Genomic DNA, 17,183 nt, shown 5'->3' on the forward strand with positions numbered 1-17,183 from the left:
CAAGGGTCTAAATGCTAAAAAAATCTATAAAACAATATTAGTTGGTTAGGAACTTTGCAAAGGTTCTATTAATTAAACAACTTAATTATGAAAAACCCTACTTTTATATTAGAAATAAAGTGTTATAATCCTTGTTTTGTCAAACAATTCATAATCAAAAAGTTTATTTTTTCAAGAGCGAATACCTTTTCTAATCGTTTTGAATACTAGTTAGCGTTTAACCAAGAGGAATGAACAATTTCAAGAATTGTAATAATCTCTTTAGTAACATATTGACAATATAATATCACTTAAACTAAATTATTAGCCACCAAATATTCTGCAATTTGAATTGTGTTCGTAGCAGCTCCTTTTCTAAGGTTGTCACTTACAATCCACAAGTTTAACGAATTGGGTTGCGACGTATCTCTACGAATTCTTCCAACAAAAACATCATCTTTACCATTAGCATAAATAGGCATTGGATAGGTATTGACGTCTACATTGTCTTGCACTACAATACCAGAAGTTTCATTGAGTAACTGTCTTATTTCTTGAACGTTAAAGTCGTTTTCAAATTCAACATTTACGGCCTCACTATGACCACCTGCAGTTGGGATTCTAACTGCAGTTGCAGTTACAGCTATGGTGCGATCATCTAATATTTTTTGGGTTTCATTTACCAATTTCATTTCTTCTTTGGTATAGCCATTAGCTTCGAAAACATCACAATGTGGAATAGCATTTTGATGTATTGGATATGGGTAAGCCATTTCTCCTTTAACACCTGCCAACTCATTTTCTAATTGCCTTACCGCTTTTACACCTGTACCTGTTATAGATTGGTATGTAGATACTACAATACGCTTAATCTTATATTTTTTATGAAGAGGAGCAAGAGCAACAACCATTTGAATGGTTGAACAATTGGGATTAGCAATAATTTTATCGTCAGAAGTTAAGGTATTTGCATTAATTTCGGGTACAACTAATTGTTTGCTATGGTCCATTCGCCAAGCTGAAGAATTATCAATGACAGTAATACCTGCTTCAGCAAATTTAGGAGCCCATTCTAAAGATGTGCTTCCACCAGCAGAGAATAAAGCTAACTGCGGTTTCATGTCAATAGCATTTTGCATGCTAACAACTTTGTAGTCGTTCCCTTTAAAAGAAATTAATTTACCAATAGAACGCTCTGAAGCGACAGGAATTAATTCCGAAACAGGAAATTGTCGTTCTTCAAGAACTCTTAGCATAACTTCGCCAACAAGACCAGTGGCACCAACAACTGCTATTTTCATAAGAAAAAGGTTTACATATAATATTGAACAAATGTAGTTATTATATCATTTTGAGGTCTAAAAAAAAACATAAAAAAACCGCTTCATTTAATGAAGCGGTTAAAGTTAAATATATAGTGTAGCGATTAGTTACAAACTATTTTTTTAAGGCATCTCTTATTTCTGTCAATAAATCAACTTCAGATGGTCCAGCAGGAGCTGGCTCTTCGGCAGGAGCCTTTGTTTTGTTATAAGCTTTTACAATAATAAATAGAACAAATCCAACGATTATTAAATTAATGATGGCGTTAATCCACTTACCATACATGATGGCATTTTCTGGTTTTTCAACAGTTCCATCGGCGGCCATAACGGCAGGAGATAGAACGTGCTTCATGTCTTCAAAGCTAACACCTCCAGTAAAATGACCCACTAACGGCATCATAATGTCGTTTACAAATCCACTTACAACCAGTCCCATTGCACCAGCAAGTAAAACGGCGACAGCAAGATCAATGACATTACCTGTCATTATAAATTCTTTAAATTCTTTAAGCATAATTAATGTATTAAGTTAGTTATTAGAACCCTAAAATAACTAAAAAAAACGAAATGTTAAAAAATGAAAACGACTCATTTTAAGACAATACGCTTTACACGTTGTGAAATAGCAGTGATAATTTCATAAGAAATGGTATTTGCAGATTGGGCTAACTCCGAAGCATTAGACGCTTTTCCAAACACAATGACTTCATCGCCTTCATGACATTCTATATGGCTTATATTAACCATAATCATATCCATACAAACGTTTCCAATTATAGGTGCTTTTTTATTATTGATAACAACATATCCTTTTCCGTTACCATATTGTCTGCTTATACCATCTGCATGACCAATAGGTATCGTGGCTGTTTTTTCGTATCCTTTACTGGTATAAGCCCTATTATAACCTACAGTTTCTCCTTTTTCTATCTTATGAATTTGAGAAATAACAGATTTTAATGTTGCAATGGGTATCAAATTATGGTTCTCTTCTTTAGAATTTCCAAAACCGTATAAACCAATTCCGGTTCTTACCATATCGAGATGGGCTTCCGGATAATTAATAATTCCAGAGGTGTTTGTAAGATGAAGTATAGGCTGATAATCAATAGATTTTGAGAACTGCTCAGCTATTTTTTTAAAGTTAATAATTTGAGATTCTGTGAAGTCCTTTTCGTTTAAATCTTCACTTGCTGCCAAATGAGAAAACAATGATGCCGCCTTTATAGATGAGGTATTTTTAAGTTTAGATACGATATAGTCTACATCATTTTCCCAAAACCCCAAACGATTTAAACCCGTATTAAACTTAATATGTACAGGGTAGTTTGTTTGGTATTCCTGTGTAGCTATTTCAATAAAGGCATTTAAAACTTTAGCATTGTATAAACTCGGTTCTAAACAACGTTCAATTAATGTTTTGAAATTAACAGCCTGAGGATGTAAGACCAAAATAGGAGTCGTAACTCCTGCATCTCGTAAGGCTACACCTTCGCTAACATAGGCAACAGCTAAATAATCTACATCTAAATCTTGAAGGTAATTGGCAATGGTAACGGCATCGCTACCATAGGCAAATGCTTTAACAACCGCTAAAATTTTAGTGTTAGGTTTAAGTTTAGACTTAAGATACTCGAAGTTGTGTTTGAGCGCTTTTAAGTCTATTTCTAAAACAGTCTCTTTAGCTTTGGGCATTGGTTTTACTGTCTTTGTTAGAAATTTCTTCTGGATCAGTAACCTTCATATGTCTAATTTTATCACGCAACATTGCCTTATAAAAAGCAGCCCGACTCAAAGGTTCATATTCATCAACTTCTCCAAGTAAAACAAGTGCGTCACTAGTGGCTTTACGATAACTGTATTGTGCCAAGTTTCCTGTTCTTGTGCATATAGCATGTACTTTGGTTACATACTCTGCTGTGGCCATCAAATTTGGCATAGGACCAAATGGGTTTCCTTTAAAATCCATATCTAAACCTGCTACAATAACACGAATACCTTTATTAGCCAAATCGTTACAAACCCGTACTATTTCATCATCAAAAAATTGAGCTTCATCAATTCCAACAACATCGCAACCATCTGCCAAAATAGGAATATTTGCCGCAGCTGGAACAGGTGTAGACCTAATTTCGTTTGAATCATGAGAAACGACCATATCTTCGTCGTAACGAACATCAACCGCTGGTTTAAAGATTTCAACTTTTTGTCTAGCAAATTGGGCGCGTTTAAGTCTTCGAATCAATTCTTCCGTTTTGCCAGAGAACATTGAGCCACAAATGACTTCAATCCATCCAAATTGTTCTTTATGATTTACTGTATTTTCGAGAAACATTTTGTAATTTTAACACTAAAACTCACCTAAAGTTCGTTTTGTATAAAGGTGGCGTAAATTTATTAAAAAACAAAAACCTATTTGGGAATAAAAAATAAAAGTTATGAAGAAGAAGCTGGAAGCAGATTTAATAAGCATTGCTCATAGAATTTTAAAACTTAAAGGAAAGGAAGATGTAGTAAAATTGCATGCTGAAGTTGCTGCCTTGTATGAAAAATTAAGCGTTCTCAAGTTTGCAAACGAAAACTTTGAGGGCGATTTGCCAACAATTGGAAGCAATTCATCATTCTTTGGAATGCTTGATACGGCATTCAACAATAAAGTAAGTGACAATATTGAAATTGAGGATAAAATTTACGTTAATCTTGATGAAAAAGAAGACGACCATATTTATGAACCAGTGATGGAAAAAATCAAAGATATGGTAGCCCAAATGCCACAGGAAACTCAGCAAGTTGATGAACTCGTTGAAACTGCTGTTGCAGAACAACCAAAGACAGAAACTCATTTAGAAGATATTACAGCAGGTTTTGAAGAAATTCCTGTTTTTGAACCCGTATCTGAAGTTAATGAAAATTTGAAGCAGTCGTTAAATGACAAGCTCAAAAATGGTGGATTAAACATTGGACTTAATGATAAATTAGCTTTCATAAAACATCTCTTTAATGGGCAAGTTGAAGATTACGAACGTGTTTTATCCCAGTTAAAAACAATAAGCTCACTTAAAGAAGCAACACATCTTATAAAAGACATTGTAAAACCAGATTATAATAACTGGGAAGGTAAAGAAGAGTTCGAAGAACGCTTCTTAGCAATTATTGAGCGTAAGTTTCAATAAGAGTTTTCGACTGCCAATAGATGAAAACAACCAAAATAATCTATTGGATTTCTACAATCCTTGTAGCACTAGTATTTCTGTATTCTGCTCAGATGTACTTTTTTAAAACAGAAATGATTAAAGGCTTTTTTGAGCATTTTAATTACCCAACCTATATTGTAATTCCACTTGCTATAGCTAAAATTGCAGGTGTTGTTATGATTCTATGGCGAAAAAGTCAATGGCTAACAGAGTGGGCCTATGCTGGTTTTTTCTTCGACTTAGTTTTAGCGACAGCAGCACATCAAGAAGCTGGTCATGGATTAGGTTTATCGGCAATGGCAATTCCTGTACTAATAATATCTTATTTCCTAGGGAAACAGGAAAGACCTAATAATTTAGATATACCCAACCAAGAATAGGTTTTTCTCCAGTATTTAAATACAAAATATAAAAATAAGTACCAACTGGTAAAAGACCTAAGTTGTTTGGTATGCCTTTATTTGGTGTGCCATCCCAGTCGTTTTTGTAGTCTTTGCTTTCGTAGACTAGGACACCCAACCTATTATATATTTTGAGACGATTATTCGGATATTCTTCAATACATTCTATGGAGAATACATCATTTAAGCCATCACCATTAGGAGATAACCCTTCAGGAATGTATAGACAAACGTCAACCGTAACTTCGGCATCATCCATGTTATTGGTATCATCTCTATCTGGTTCCTCTAAGTTGCTTAAAATTGCAGTGTTCAGTAAATCTGAAGCGGATGAAATTTGAGCTACTATTGTTAATGTTTCAGATTGATTACTATCTAACGCATCAATAGACCAAATGAATGTGGATTGGTTAAATACTCCTGCAGAAGTTGTTGCAGATATAAAGCTCATCCCACTAGGAAATACATCGAGAATTTCAATAAGTGTTCCTTGTGAGGTTCCTAAATTTGTGGCTGTAATTTGAAATGTTACTTGATCTCCAATTGAAGCTTCTTGTGGCGATACCGCTTTCAAAATTTCAATATCAACATCCGAATCATCGTCTAATACGGTTAAGGTCGCATTAGTTTGGGAGGTGTCAACGTTGTTCTGTGACTCAAAATTATTAGTATCATTAAGATAGACTCCTGGTGTATTTGAAGATACAACAACACTAAAGGTACAAGACGAAACACCATCTGGGAAAACCAAATTAGTAACACCAACAAAATTATCTCCAGTAGTTCCTATAAATGTAGCCGTACAACCATTACTCATTACCCAATCTGGCGCCGAAACCAATGTGATTTCCGCAGGAAATACATCTGTAAATGAAATATCACTTTGAGACGGATTTGAAGGTAAATTAGTTATAGTAAACGTCAAAGTGCTTTCTTCTCCAATAGTAATAATTTCGGGATTATAACTTTTGTCAAGAACTGGAGCTACGATTTGAACATTACTTATAGACGTGTTGGTTTCAGGAGAAATTTCAGAATTATCATTTTCATTTGGAGTTGCTATGGCAATGTTATTATAAGCACCTCCAAAGTTTGGAGCAGTAACCGGAATTGTAATTCTTATTGTTGATCCAGCGTCCATGTTATCAATGGTTCCAGTAACAACATTATTGTTTATGGCTAAACCAGAGATGCAAGTTGCATTACCATTAGTTACCACACATGATGGCGAACCATTAATAGTAAAAACATTATTAATAGTATCTTCAAACGAAATGTTAATGGCATTCGAACTGTTTTCACTATTGGTAATATCTATAATCCAATCAAAGTTTTGATTAATATTTACTTGTGTAAATTCTGGAAATGTTTGAACCACCAAGTCCACGCAAGGTGCAATAAAGGTGACAACATCATCTTCATTGTTCGCTGGGTTATTGTCAAAAGAACTATTAGCATGATTAATTTCAACCATATTATAAACAGGAATAGCATTAATATCGCAATCTGTTTCCCAATTTACTGTAACATGAAAGCTTACCGAACTATTGCCAGGCAAATTCCAATTATCGGCTTCGGTAATTTCCCAAAATATGTCAGGTTCTCCATTTTGGGATATGCCATCTAACGGTACACCAATATTTGCAGTATTAATTGTTGAGCATTCGGCATCTCCAGTCGTTGACACGCATTCTACGGCAACTAATGTGCCAGTGTAGCCAGTATTTCCTAGATTTTCAGTGAAATCTATGAGCTCAATAACTGTATCAAGATCACTAAGATTTGAAGCGGTAATCTCATAAATAACATTACCAGCTTGCATCGTATTATCTGGAGATTCTCCAATAGGCAATGTTGGACTTATTTGCGTTTTTGAAACTTCCAAATTTATAGTTGGACATGCTTCGGTTGCAGGTAACATTACAAAGTCTGTTTGCGTACTGTTTTCAATATTGGAGTCAAATATATTTGGTTCAAGAATATTGGTTCCACTTCTAATATTAGCCATACTAATATCTGTACTGAAAGAACATTCGGGCTCTAGAAATATCGCTACAGTGGTAATGGTAACGGTTGCACCGACAGGCAAAACAAAAGCGTCACTCACCCAAAACAGCTCATCTACATTTATGGTGACATCCTCGCAACTCACATTTCCAGTGGTTTGAGTACAGGTTACTGTAAGAATCTGCCATTCTATTTGTGGTGATAAATTTTGAAGAAAAAATGCAATACTGGCATCCAATGGGCCATTATTACAAACGGTCGTTTCAAAAGTGACTTCTTCATTCCAATCGGCTACTGTATCAGGATCTGGATCGGTTTGAATGGTATCAATACAAATATCAGTAAGCTGACATAATTCGGCTTCTAATAACTGAGTTATCACAGGATCAGACATACTAGGCGATATATTTTCGTGATCTAACTCTATCCTAATAGTACTAGATACGGCAATAGGTTGTTGTTCTACAGCGCATGAAGGATCTAAATATTCATAAACCATTTCAAAAGTAACAGAGCCTCCAGCAGTAAATACGTGAGGAGTGCCAATTGTAAACATAGTTGTAGTTGCACTAATCAAATTAGGCGATCCAGGAGCTAAACCCGAAACATCTGGGCATTCTGTGTCATTCGTTGTGCCAATACATTCAATAGATTCTAGACGTACGTTTGGTCTCCCATAGTCTAAATCTGAAACCAAAGTAAGTTCACCTACAATATCTGTAAGTGGAAAATCTATAGCGCTGTTATTGGTAATCGTAAATTGATAGGTTACAAAACTATTCCAAGAAGGGATGGGAGTGCCTTCTGGAGGAGACACTTGAGTGTGGGCTATTGAAAAATCGATGGCGACATCAATAACATCAATAGAAATTAGAGATTGATTGTTAGAATCATTGGTGTCTGTGGTACCATCTGGAGGAGTAATAATGGCGTTAATAGCAATACCTCCAACTTGAGAAGGGGCTGTTACTTCAATTTTTAATTCCACACTAGAATCACTGGGTAAACTAGCAACGCTCCCTGTGAGGACACTTCCATTTAAAATCAAGTTGGATGCATTGGATGCACCTCCTGAATTATTTTGAGAACTTATAGCATTAATATCGAGATTTGCTAAATCGGGATCCATGGTGATTTCAAATGTTGCATCAGAAACCGCATTTCCAGAGTTTATGATGGTAACGATATATTGAAAATCTTGGAAAATTTCTACTTGAGAAACGCCATTTCCGCCTACATTTTGAGCTTGCGCAACGATAGACAAATCGGTAGTTTGGCCGTAAACAGAACTACATAGAAAGACTAAGATAAAGAAGCGGAAAATATTCCTAATCATATAGGATGGTTTATTGTTAGACGCTAAATAATATTAAAGGTTGTGTCAATATAGTTGAAAACATTGTAAATTTGAAAAGAAATCTCTTACAAATGAGTAAACTCTATATTGTACCAACACCTATCGGAAATTTAAAAGACATGACCTTTAGAGCTGTTGAAGTTTTAAAGGAGGTCGATTTAATTTTAGCCGAAGACACACGAACTTCTGGAAAACTGCTGAAACATTTTGAAATTGGAACTCAAATGCAAAGCCATCATATGCACAACGAACATAGAATGGTAGAGCAATTGGTCCAAAAATTTAAAAGTGGTTTATCTATTGCGCTTATAAGTGATGCGGGCACACCTGCAATTTCAGATCCTGGGTTTTTATTAACAAGAGCTTGTATTGAAAATGGTATAGAAGTAGATTGTTTACCAGGAGCAACGGCCTTTGTGCCTGCGTTGGTAAATTCAGGATTACCAAATGACAAGTTTGTATTTGAAGGATTTCTACCTGTGAAAAAAGGACGTCAAACACGATTAAAATTATTGGCGGAGGAAACTCGGACTATAGTATTTTATGAGAGTCCACATAAGTTGATAAAAACCTTGGGCAATTTTTGTGAGTATTTTGGTGAGGACAGGCCAGTTTCAGTATCTAGAGAGTTAACAAAACTTTACGAAGAAACGATTAGAGGTACGGCAAAAGAAGTTTTAGACCATTATACTAATAAGCCTCCAAAAGGGGAAATAGTGATTGTAGTAGGAGGGAAAAAATGATGCAAGATTTACTTCATGACATAAGACAATGTAAAATTTGTGAAGCGCATTTACCGCTAGGACCAAGACCTATTGCTACAGGGCACCCAGACTCGAAAATTGTAATTATTGGTCAGGCGCCAGGAACGAAAGTTCATGCCTCTGGAATTCCTTGGGATGATGCTAGCGGAAGACAATTACGTAAATGGTTAAACGTTTCTGATGCCGATTTTTATGATGAAAGTAAATTTGCCATCATACCCATGGGTTTTTGTTACCCAGGTAAAGGAAAAAGTGGTGATTTGCCACCACGAACAGAATGTGCACCACAATGGCACCAACCTTTGTTTGATTATATGAAACATGTAGAATTGGTTGTTTTAATTGGGATGTATGCTCAAAAATATTATTTAAAAGATCGTGCTAAGCGTACCTTAACGGAAACGGTTGCCAATTACCAAGATTACTTACCTGAGTTTTTCACCTTACCACATCCTAGCCCTAGAAACCGATTTTGGCTGGCAAAGAACCCTTGGTTTGAAACCGATGTGTTGCCAGAGTTGAAGAAGAGGGTAAAACATATTCTATAGTTTAAATGTAAACAATAAGAAGCCCCTCCATTTCTGAAGAGGCCTCATTCAACAACTAAAATATGACAACCATCAATTCAAAATCTCAATTGTATTTCCTTCAATCCAAGTTTTGTATTCATCACCATAATATAAGTAGGTTGTGCTTGCAGGAGCCTGATAATCACCCGCGATATCTGCTTTGAGGTCTAGTCTTATGGTTTTTGTTTCGGAAGGCCTGAAGAACCTCCAGTAAAACACCAGATAGTTATCAAACACTTCATAATAGGCTACTTTTTCTTTTTCTAATAGTTCTTTCAATTGCCAAGGCTGGGCTGTAGTTCCTGATGGAATACCAATAATGGAGGTCACCATTCCTAAAGGCTCTTCTTTGATGTTAGATACATGTATCGTCATGCTCACATTGTCTCCAACTTTATATTTATTCTCAAGAAGTTTTGTCTCTAATTTTAGTGGACTTTCTGAAGACGAATCAGGAACATAACTGTCCCAATTTATAGTTAAACAGTATGGAAAAGTGACTTTATCATTTGCAAATTGTACCTGAATCTTTTGTTGCCCTTGTTTAAAATAGGTTGCTAAACTATCAATGACAATCTTTCCTTGATCGTTGATGCTCAATCGTCTTTTTAGAGACTGTCCGTTAATTGTTAATTCTACAGTATCATTACCTTTGATAATGAGTTGTTTTTGCATTTTAGTGTAATTAATCAACGCTTTTAATGCCATAGCTGTAGATTGTGTAGAACCAAATCTGTCGTGTTTTCTTAGACCTACTAAATACTCAATACCTTTAGAAATTAAGGTTTTGTCTGCGTGTGCTTCTCTCATTAAAGCCAACAAGGTAAAAGCGGTAGTTTCTATATGTTTTGCATTTCCGTAGGATCTTGTAATGGTATTTTCTACTGGTAAGCCTTTAAAATCGTTTTTAAAGATCTGATCTTTAAGTTTACTAATGAGTGTGCTTGCATTTTCTGGCTTATCAAGATTATAACTGGCTAAGGCCATCATGGCCATTTTATAGGCATCTTTACTTTTTAGAGCATCTTTATATGCCGCTTCGTATTCTAGGTTGAGGTCTACATCAATTCCTGCTTCACTAATCGCATAGACAATATAGGCATTGGCAACATCTGCTGGAGAGCTCGCAAAACTATCATAACCTTTAGTGCTTTTTTTGAAGCCACCTTCCCCATCTTTTCTGCTCATGAGCCATTGTACGGTTCTATCAATCATGGCTTGATCTACATTACCATAGACCTGTTTCATCTCGGTAAACTCTAAAATGCCGTAAGCTGTTAAGGTTTCATGAGGCGGTGTTTTTCCAAACCATTCAAAACCACCGTCTTTAGTTTCAAACCCTATAAGACGCTTATAACCTTTATCAATAAAGTCTAAAGCTTTAGCTTCTATTTCAGGATTGCTTTTACCAGATTCTTTAAGGTATTGAAGTACCATAATGTTTGGATATGTTGATGATGAGGTTTGCTCAAAACAACCATAAGGAGCTCGTATTAAGGATTCTATGCCATTCATTACGTCTCCAATGACATCAGTGTATATGTTGAAATTGGCGCTTAGACTTCCGTCAACAACACTATTAATGTCAAATTGGTAGACTCCAGATTTAGATCCAGAAATGGAGGTTTGTGTTGGGAAGTACGGACTTAAAACCGTGACGTTTCTTTTAACCACATCACTTAGTGTTTCTGAGTTTATACGAACTTCAAGTGTTGCGTTCTCCGCTTTTTCAATAGGAACAACACGAACATTTCTCAATACCGAACTGTTGGCATTAACAGTGACTTGACGATCATAATTTTCGGCAAACTTTAATTGTTTTGGTAGTATAATTTCTATGTCAGTCGTAATGTCTTTATCTGTTTCGTTTGTTATGGTTAATGGTAAAACCACATCATCTTTGAGTGCCATATAGTTTGGTGATTTAAAATCGATATTCAATAATTTTTTTGTGGCATAAGTTTCTTCTTGCCTTCCAATCATACCATTAAAGCCAACACCTTCAGTAGTAATTTTGAAAGATGTGATGGCATCGTTATTGTAAAACTCAACCTCTGCTTGCCCATTTTCGTCTGTTTGTACAACAGGGTTCCAATAAATCGTTTGTCTAAAATCGGTTCTCTCGTTTATGGTGTTTCCACCTACATAAACAGGAACATAGAATTCCTTTGCTTGAGAGAGACGTGATGGTTTTGAGTTTTGAAAATTGGCAATACCGTAGTTATTGAACTTTGCATTATTTAGTTTTTTCTTCGAACTGTTATTAATGTAACCACCACTATTGGTTTGAATAACAATAACACCATTACTGCCTCTTGAACCATAAATTGCAGTAGCTCCAGCATCTTTTATTACGCTAATACTATGGAGGTCTGAAGGATTAAGGTTTCGAAAAACACTTTCATCTACAGGAACTCCATCAACTATAAACAAAGGTTCAATGTTTCCAGAGATACTTCCAACACCTCTCAATTGAACGGTTGAGTTTGCGCCTGGCGCACCATTGGATGTTGTGATGTTAATTCCGGCCACTTGCCCTTGTAATAATTGTACAACAGAAGATGCATTTGAAAGGCTTTCTTCTGCGACTACTACCACAGAAGCGGTTGTTGAGCTCTTACTTGTTGTTCGATATCCTACAATCACTACTTCATCAAGTTGACTAGAATCTTCTGTAAGTGCAATTTCTATTGCTTCTGCTTCTTTTAGAATTTTCTTTTTTAAAGGCTTTTCTTCTTTATCAAATGTTTTAATACGCTTAACATTTTCTTTGTGGGTAGCGTCTTTATGATGTTGATAGCGACCATTAATGAAGTTCGTTTTTTTGATAAATACAGATTTTCTATCATCTCTGTAAGCTAATAGCACAAGATGCTGACTATCTGTGAATTTAAAAGTAAACGTACCATCGTTTTCGGTGTCAAATGCATGTATTTTATGACCAAGTCTATCCATAAGAAGTAAATGGGCTGTTATTGGTTTTCCTTTTTTGTCTACAACGGTTCCAGATTGAATAGCATGTTGTTCTGGTAAAAACTCGGCATTTTCTAATGTCACTTTTGGATCCACAATATAGTTTCTCCAACCATGAGTAAGCATCAAATAATCTAACGCTTCGGCAGACTTTTCTTTTTTAGGATTGAGGTAAAAACTTGGCTTGTGGATTTTTCCTTTTAATTCTGAAGACACTAACAAGTACGATAGGATATGATCTTGCTTGTCGTCTGCAAACGATAGTAGCTTGTTGTCTGCAACGGCAATTGATAAATTAGACGGTAAGGGGAGGCCTTTGCCATCTGTGGTATTGATCTTTAGCTTTACTCTTTCACGAGTTTCGTAAACGGTTTTTTCTAAATCTATATCAACGTTTAACTGTTTATGTGGGTTTACAAACACCAAACGCTCAGCTACAATTTGATTGTTGTTATTTGTGATACTGAATTTTGTAATTCCCATTGGAAAGTCTTCCGTATTTATACTAATAAAACTTTCCTTGTTAGATATTTTCTTCTGAAGTAATACTTTAGAAGCACTTGAAACCTCTAAACGCAATGATTTTTTTTCAGTAGAAAACAGAATGATTTTAGTCATGGACTCTTCAGTTTCTACCGAAAATCGTGTTCCTTCTTTTTGAACTTTTGGAAGTGCAATAGCACGCTCAGAAACAAAAGGTGTTTTAAGTTTTGCTGTATAAACTTCACCTTCTTTTGCATTGAGAATAAAACTTCCCATCCCATCATGAAAACTTGAAAACGTAGTGATTAAACGTCCATTGCTATCCAATATATCTCCTGAAACATCGACTGGTTTTGTGAATTCGTTAATGGCTTTAAATGCTATGGTGTTGTTGGTTCCAGCAATTATTTGGCCGCTTTCAGGAAACAACTGAAAATCAATATTATCTAATGCTACAGGAACACTTCTTGATATAGATTCTGTAGATCCTTTGTAAGGGATAAGGACGTTGAGAACTACATCTGTAGTGACCAAATCTTTTGGAAGTGTAAACGTCGGATTAATTTTTCCTTCGCTATCTGTCACAGCGTTTTGAGTGCTTATTTTTTGCCCTTTTACTGAGACTTCATACGTGATTTCTGTGTTGGCGAGCGGATTGTTTTTTAAGTCTTTAACTTCAAAATCGGCTATCACCTTGCTGTTTTTTCCGTAACCTTCTTTTTGAAATTCTAGTGTTAAAAGTAAGTTAGGTTTCACTACTTTTTGAACAGTAATCTGTTTCGTAAAAAAGGTGTTTTCACCAAAATTACGCATCCAATTCGTATAGACTTTTAAGGTATAAATACCTCCTACCCAATTGGTGTTAATGTCAAAATCACCATAAGCATACCCATCTTTAATTGATAATCTTAGAGATTTAACGACAGCGCCTTTAGGTGAAATAAGTTGTGCATGTGCAACATCACTAAGGTTAGAAACCGTATTGTTTTCGGTAACGATATAAGATTTAAACCACAGTGTTTCTCCGGGGAAATAAAATGGTCTATCAGTCTGTGTATATATTTTCTCAATTGGAGCTATTGTATTTTGATACGCCTTAACAGCCGTCAATGATGTCATGACAATAGCAGTTAAAAGAAAATAAACGCTTATTTTTTTTATAGTTTTCATAACGATTATATTTTAATGTTAAGCATAAAGCCAATCTCACTAGTTATTGGCATATTAAAGAAGTTTAATCCAAGACTAGAAGGTGTGTCATAAAGGCTGCGATAAGGAGAAGCACCATCAAACTTGGCCCATGTGATAAGGTTATTAGCGTATAAACTAAGCGTTAATTCTCTTATAAATGTAGAATGGTCGTTGTCAAATTCGAAGTTATAGGAGAGGTCGATTGATTTTAAATTAACATAGCTCCCATCTTGAATTGCGGCTTCGTCAACACCCGAAAACCCATAGCGCACAAATCTGTTTTGTGAAATATCATTTTGCGGATTATAAAAATCAACAGGAACTGTATTTTGTTGTCCTAGCTGATTTACACCTGAGAAAATAAAGTTGGTAATGGTTCTTTCATTGGCAGACTGTTGAGACCTCCCTAAATAATTGAGCACATTTTGAGTGCCATTCCACACGTCGCCTCCTTTTTGAATATCTAAAACAACTTTTAGTTCTAAATCTTTCCATACAAATGATTGTTTAATTCCAAAATTAAAATCAGGAATTGGATCACCAATAATTTGTGGTTGATTGGCCACTAAAGGGAATCCTTCGTTATCAATGATTATGTTGTTTTGATTATCTCTAGCATATGCCGATCCAACAATAACTCCGGCAGATTCTCCTACAATAAGATTTTTAGACACCGATGAAAATCCAGCAATTGGAACACGTTCTTCATCACTATTTATACTAGTAACTTTTGCGTTATTAGTAGAAAAAACAAAAGATGAATTGTAATCGAAATTGTCTGTTATTCTAAGTCTTGAATGAAGACTCATTTCTAATCCTTTGTTTGTTACATCTGCAATGTTCTTTAATGCGTAGTTGTTGTTCTCAAAAATTGGAAATACAGAACCTTTGGTTTGGGTATTGAAATAACCCAGATCAAAACGGAAATAATTATGGCTGAGGTAAAATTCGAAATCTACACCAAACTGATAACTTCTTTTTTCTTCTAAATCTATGGCATCACTCAAAAACAAATCATTATTAGCGGTGTAACTTAAACTTTGAGAGGGTAATAAGCCCAGACTGTTATGACTTTGATTGTTGTAAAATAATGACGCGTTATTAACGTCAAAAGACGTTAAGGCATAAATATTAAAGAAGGTAAAACCATAAATATCAAATATTCTTTCGATGTCTGCATTAAGTTGTAAAAATGGAAGTGCCCACTTGTTGTTTTGAACAGATGAGATATACGAATTATTTCCTACAGTAAACTCAACATCAGAATAGTTCAATCCGTAGGTGAATTTGTTTAAAATCTGCAATGTATTTCTGTTCAAGCGATTATTGATGGTATTAATCGTTTGCGGGTTTTCAAAGCTAAACGGATTAAATCCAATACCTTCATGGAGGTTATATGTTAAGTCTTCAGAAGAAAAGTCGAGTTTAGAGATCACTTTAATTTCATTTTTGTGATCGTCACTTTCGTATTCAAAATCAAGTATGGCGTTGAATACATTCTTCTCAATAGTTTTGTCACTAGAATACCCATCATCAAATCCAGCAGAATTAGTTACCAGCCCAAAATTTTGAGTATCTGTATTTTTGGTATAACTTAAACTGTTATGAATATTAATGGTTTCAGATAGTTCTATTCCATTTTTAAGATAAGCGACAAAGAATTTGTTTTTTTCGGCGTTGCGATTGTTGTCTAATAACCAATTAGGATTATTGAAGTTTGCATTAAAACGACGTTGCGTATTATTAGTTAAAACAGGGTTTTGAGCATTGCTAAAACTGACTGGAGTTGCCCAAGCGTTTAATAGCGTGTTATTTAAAAATCCATTTATATTAGGTTGATTGTCTCTGTTTTTACCATATTTTAGATAGGCTTCCCATAACAGTTTTTTAGAGTTACGGTAGCTTTGATTAAAAGAAATTTTCATAAAATCGCTAACACTTCTTTCTCGATTGAAGACATCTTTAAACAGAGTATTTGAATAATTAAATTCAAGAATACTTCCATCTGTAGATGCGCTAAAAGAAAGGGTGTTATCTGTTTTGTATGTTGTTTGTAAAACAGCATTGTCATAGGGGTTAGATACCGTCCCATTACCACTACCAAGAGCAACTAATTGTCCGTTAACATCATAATCATAGGTGCTACCATCAAATTCTAGATTGCTCAATTTTGGACCATAGGAAAATGGATTTCCTGTTTCGGCACCTAAAAAAGCAAGCTCACCATTTAGAGAAGCACCTTGGACATAAACAGATTGTAACTTAGGCAAGTTCTCATCTTTAAAAAATTGAGTTCCGAACTTACTATTGAATTTAATTTCAAAATAGATATCGGAATCAAAATAGTTTAGATCTACTTTGTTTTCCTTGACTTTAATGTCTTTGATACGATTATATTGGTAATTATTTACTTTGTTGTAAGTTTTATTAGAAAGATCCAAACTAGGTACATTAAATGGAGTATTGCTAGTCGTTTTTATAGCATTCTTGTAGGCGTCATTTTCAATGGGTTTAATGGGAATTTCATCAACGAAGAAATCGTTAGACTCCAATCCTAACATGCTTGATGTGACCTTTACCTCTTTGGTTGTCATAGCGATGTACTTAAATACTAAAGTTTCTCCAACTCTGCATTTAATACTGTAATCCCCATCAAAGTCGGTTTGAACACCTCTATTAGTGCCTTTTACTATAACACTAACACCAGGAAGAGGAAGACCATCTATTTCAGAATTGATCGTACCACTCACAGTACCTTCTTGAGCAAAAAGGTTTGCCGAAACAAGTATGACTAGCCCTATGCATAGTTTTTTAAGTAATTGATTTTTCATAATATTGACGGTTTAATAGTTCAAATCTATTTCAGTATTAAAGATTTGGAAACTAGAAATGAGTGAAAGCTACGTTTCAATGAGTGAAGTATTCCAATAAAAAATCCTC

Annotated in this window: 11 protein-coding genes; 4 read left to right on the forward strand and 7 right to left on the reverse strand. The window is 35.0% G+C overall.

Annotated features, from left to right (window positions below):
• Positions 1 to 290: 290 nt before the first annotated feature.
• From Q0787_RS05565 to Q0787_RS05580, 4 genes are all read right to left on the reverse strand, one after another.
• Entirely contained in the window at positions 291 to 1,280 is a 990-nt protein-coding gene (locus Q0787_RS05565) for an aspartate-semialdehyde dehydrogenase (RefSeq protein ID WP_298901242.1), read from the reverse strand.
• 136 nt (positions 1,281 to 1,416) lie between these two features.
• A complete protein-coding gene (gene mscL, locus Q0787_RS05570; protein ID WP_298901244.1) occupies positions 1,417 to 1,818 on the reverse strand; it encodes a large conductance mechanosensitive channel protein MscL in 402 nt (133 codons plus the stop codon).
• A 74-nt stretch (positions 1,819 to 1,892) separates the two neighbouring features.
• Positions 1,893 to 2,999 (reverse strand): alanine racemase, encoded by a 1,107-nt coding sequence (gene alr / locus Q0787_RS05575; protein ID WP_298901245.1) that lies wholly within the window; start codon positions 2,997 to 2,999, stop codon positions 1,893 to 1,895.
• Entirely contained in the window at positions 2,986 to 3,639 is a 654-nt protein-coding gene (locus Q0787_RS05580) for a thymidine kinase (RefSeq protein WP_298901247.1), read from the reverse strand. The genes alr and Q0787_RS05580 overlap by 14 nt, the downstream gene beginning before the upstream one ends.
• Positions 3,640 to 3,742: 103 nt before the next feature.
• On the opposite strand from Q0787_RS05580, the gene Q0787_RS05585 reads away from it, so the two are divergent.
• Entirely contained in the window at positions 3,743 to 4,477 is a 735-nt protein-coding gene (locus tag Q0787_RS05585) for a hypothetical protein (protein WP_298901248.1), read from the forward strand.
• A gap of 20 nt (positions 4,478 to 4,497) precedes the next feature.
• Positions 4,498 to 4,878, forward strand: a complete 381-nt coding sequence (locus Q0787_RS05590) for a DoxX family protein (protein WP_298901249.1) — start codon at positions 4,498 to 4,500, stop codon at positions 4,876 to 4,878.
• On the opposite strand, the gene Q0787_RS05595 is transcribed toward Q0787_RS05590, so the two are convergent.
• A complete protein-coding gene (locus tag Q0787_RS05595) occupies positions 4,847 to 8,242 on the reverse strand; it encodes a gliding motility-associated C-terminal domain-containing protein (protein WP_298901250.1) in 3,396 nt (1,131 codons plus the stop codon). The genes Q0787_RS05590 and Q0787_RS05595 overlap by 32 nt on opposite strands.
• A 92-nt stretch (positions 8,243 to 8,334) precedes the next feature.
• On the opposite strand from Q0787_RS05595, the gene rsmI reads away from it, so the two are divergent.
• On the forward strand, positions 8,335 to 9,006 hold the full coding sequence (gene rsmI, locus Q0787_RS05600) for a 16S rRNA (cytidine(1402)-2'-O)-methyltransferase (protein WP_298901251.1): 672 nt from the start codon (positions 8,335 to 8,337) through the stop codon (positions 9,004 to 9,006).
• The gene (locus tag Q0787_RS05605; protein ID WP_298901530.1) at positions 9,006 to 9,575 is read left to right on the forward strand and encodes a uracil-DNA glycosylase family protein; all 570 of its coding nucleotides are present in this window, start codon (positions 9,006 to 9,008) and stop codon (positions 9,573 to 9,575) included. The genes rsmI and Q0787_RS05605 overlap by 1 nt, the downstream gene beginning before the upstream one ends.
• Positions 9,576 to 9,647: 72 nt before the next feature.
• Here Q0787_RS05605 and Q0787_RS05610 read toward each other — a convergent pair whose 3' ends face one another.
• Both Q0787_RS05610 and Q0787_RS05615 read right to left on the reverse strand, forming a co-directional pair.
• Entirely contained in the window at positions 9,648 to 14,222 is a 4,575-nt protein-coding gene (locus tag Q0787_RS05610) for a TonB-dependent receptor plug domain-containing protein (RefSeq protein WP_298901252.1), read from the reverse strand.
• A gap of 5 nt (positions 14,223 to 14,227) precedes the next feature.
• Entirely contained in the window at positions 14,228 to 17,074 is a 2,847-nt protein-coding gene (locus tag Q0787_RS05615; protein WP_298901253.1) for a carboxypeptidase-like regulatory domain-containing protein, read from the reverse strand.
• Positions 17,075 to 17,183 lie beyond the last annotated feature (109 nt).

The organism is uncultured Psychroserpens sp., from assembly GCF_947492715.1.
Classification (GTDB): domain Bacteria; phylum Bacteroidota; class Bacteroidia; order Flavobacteriales; family Flavobacteriaceae; genus Psychroserpens.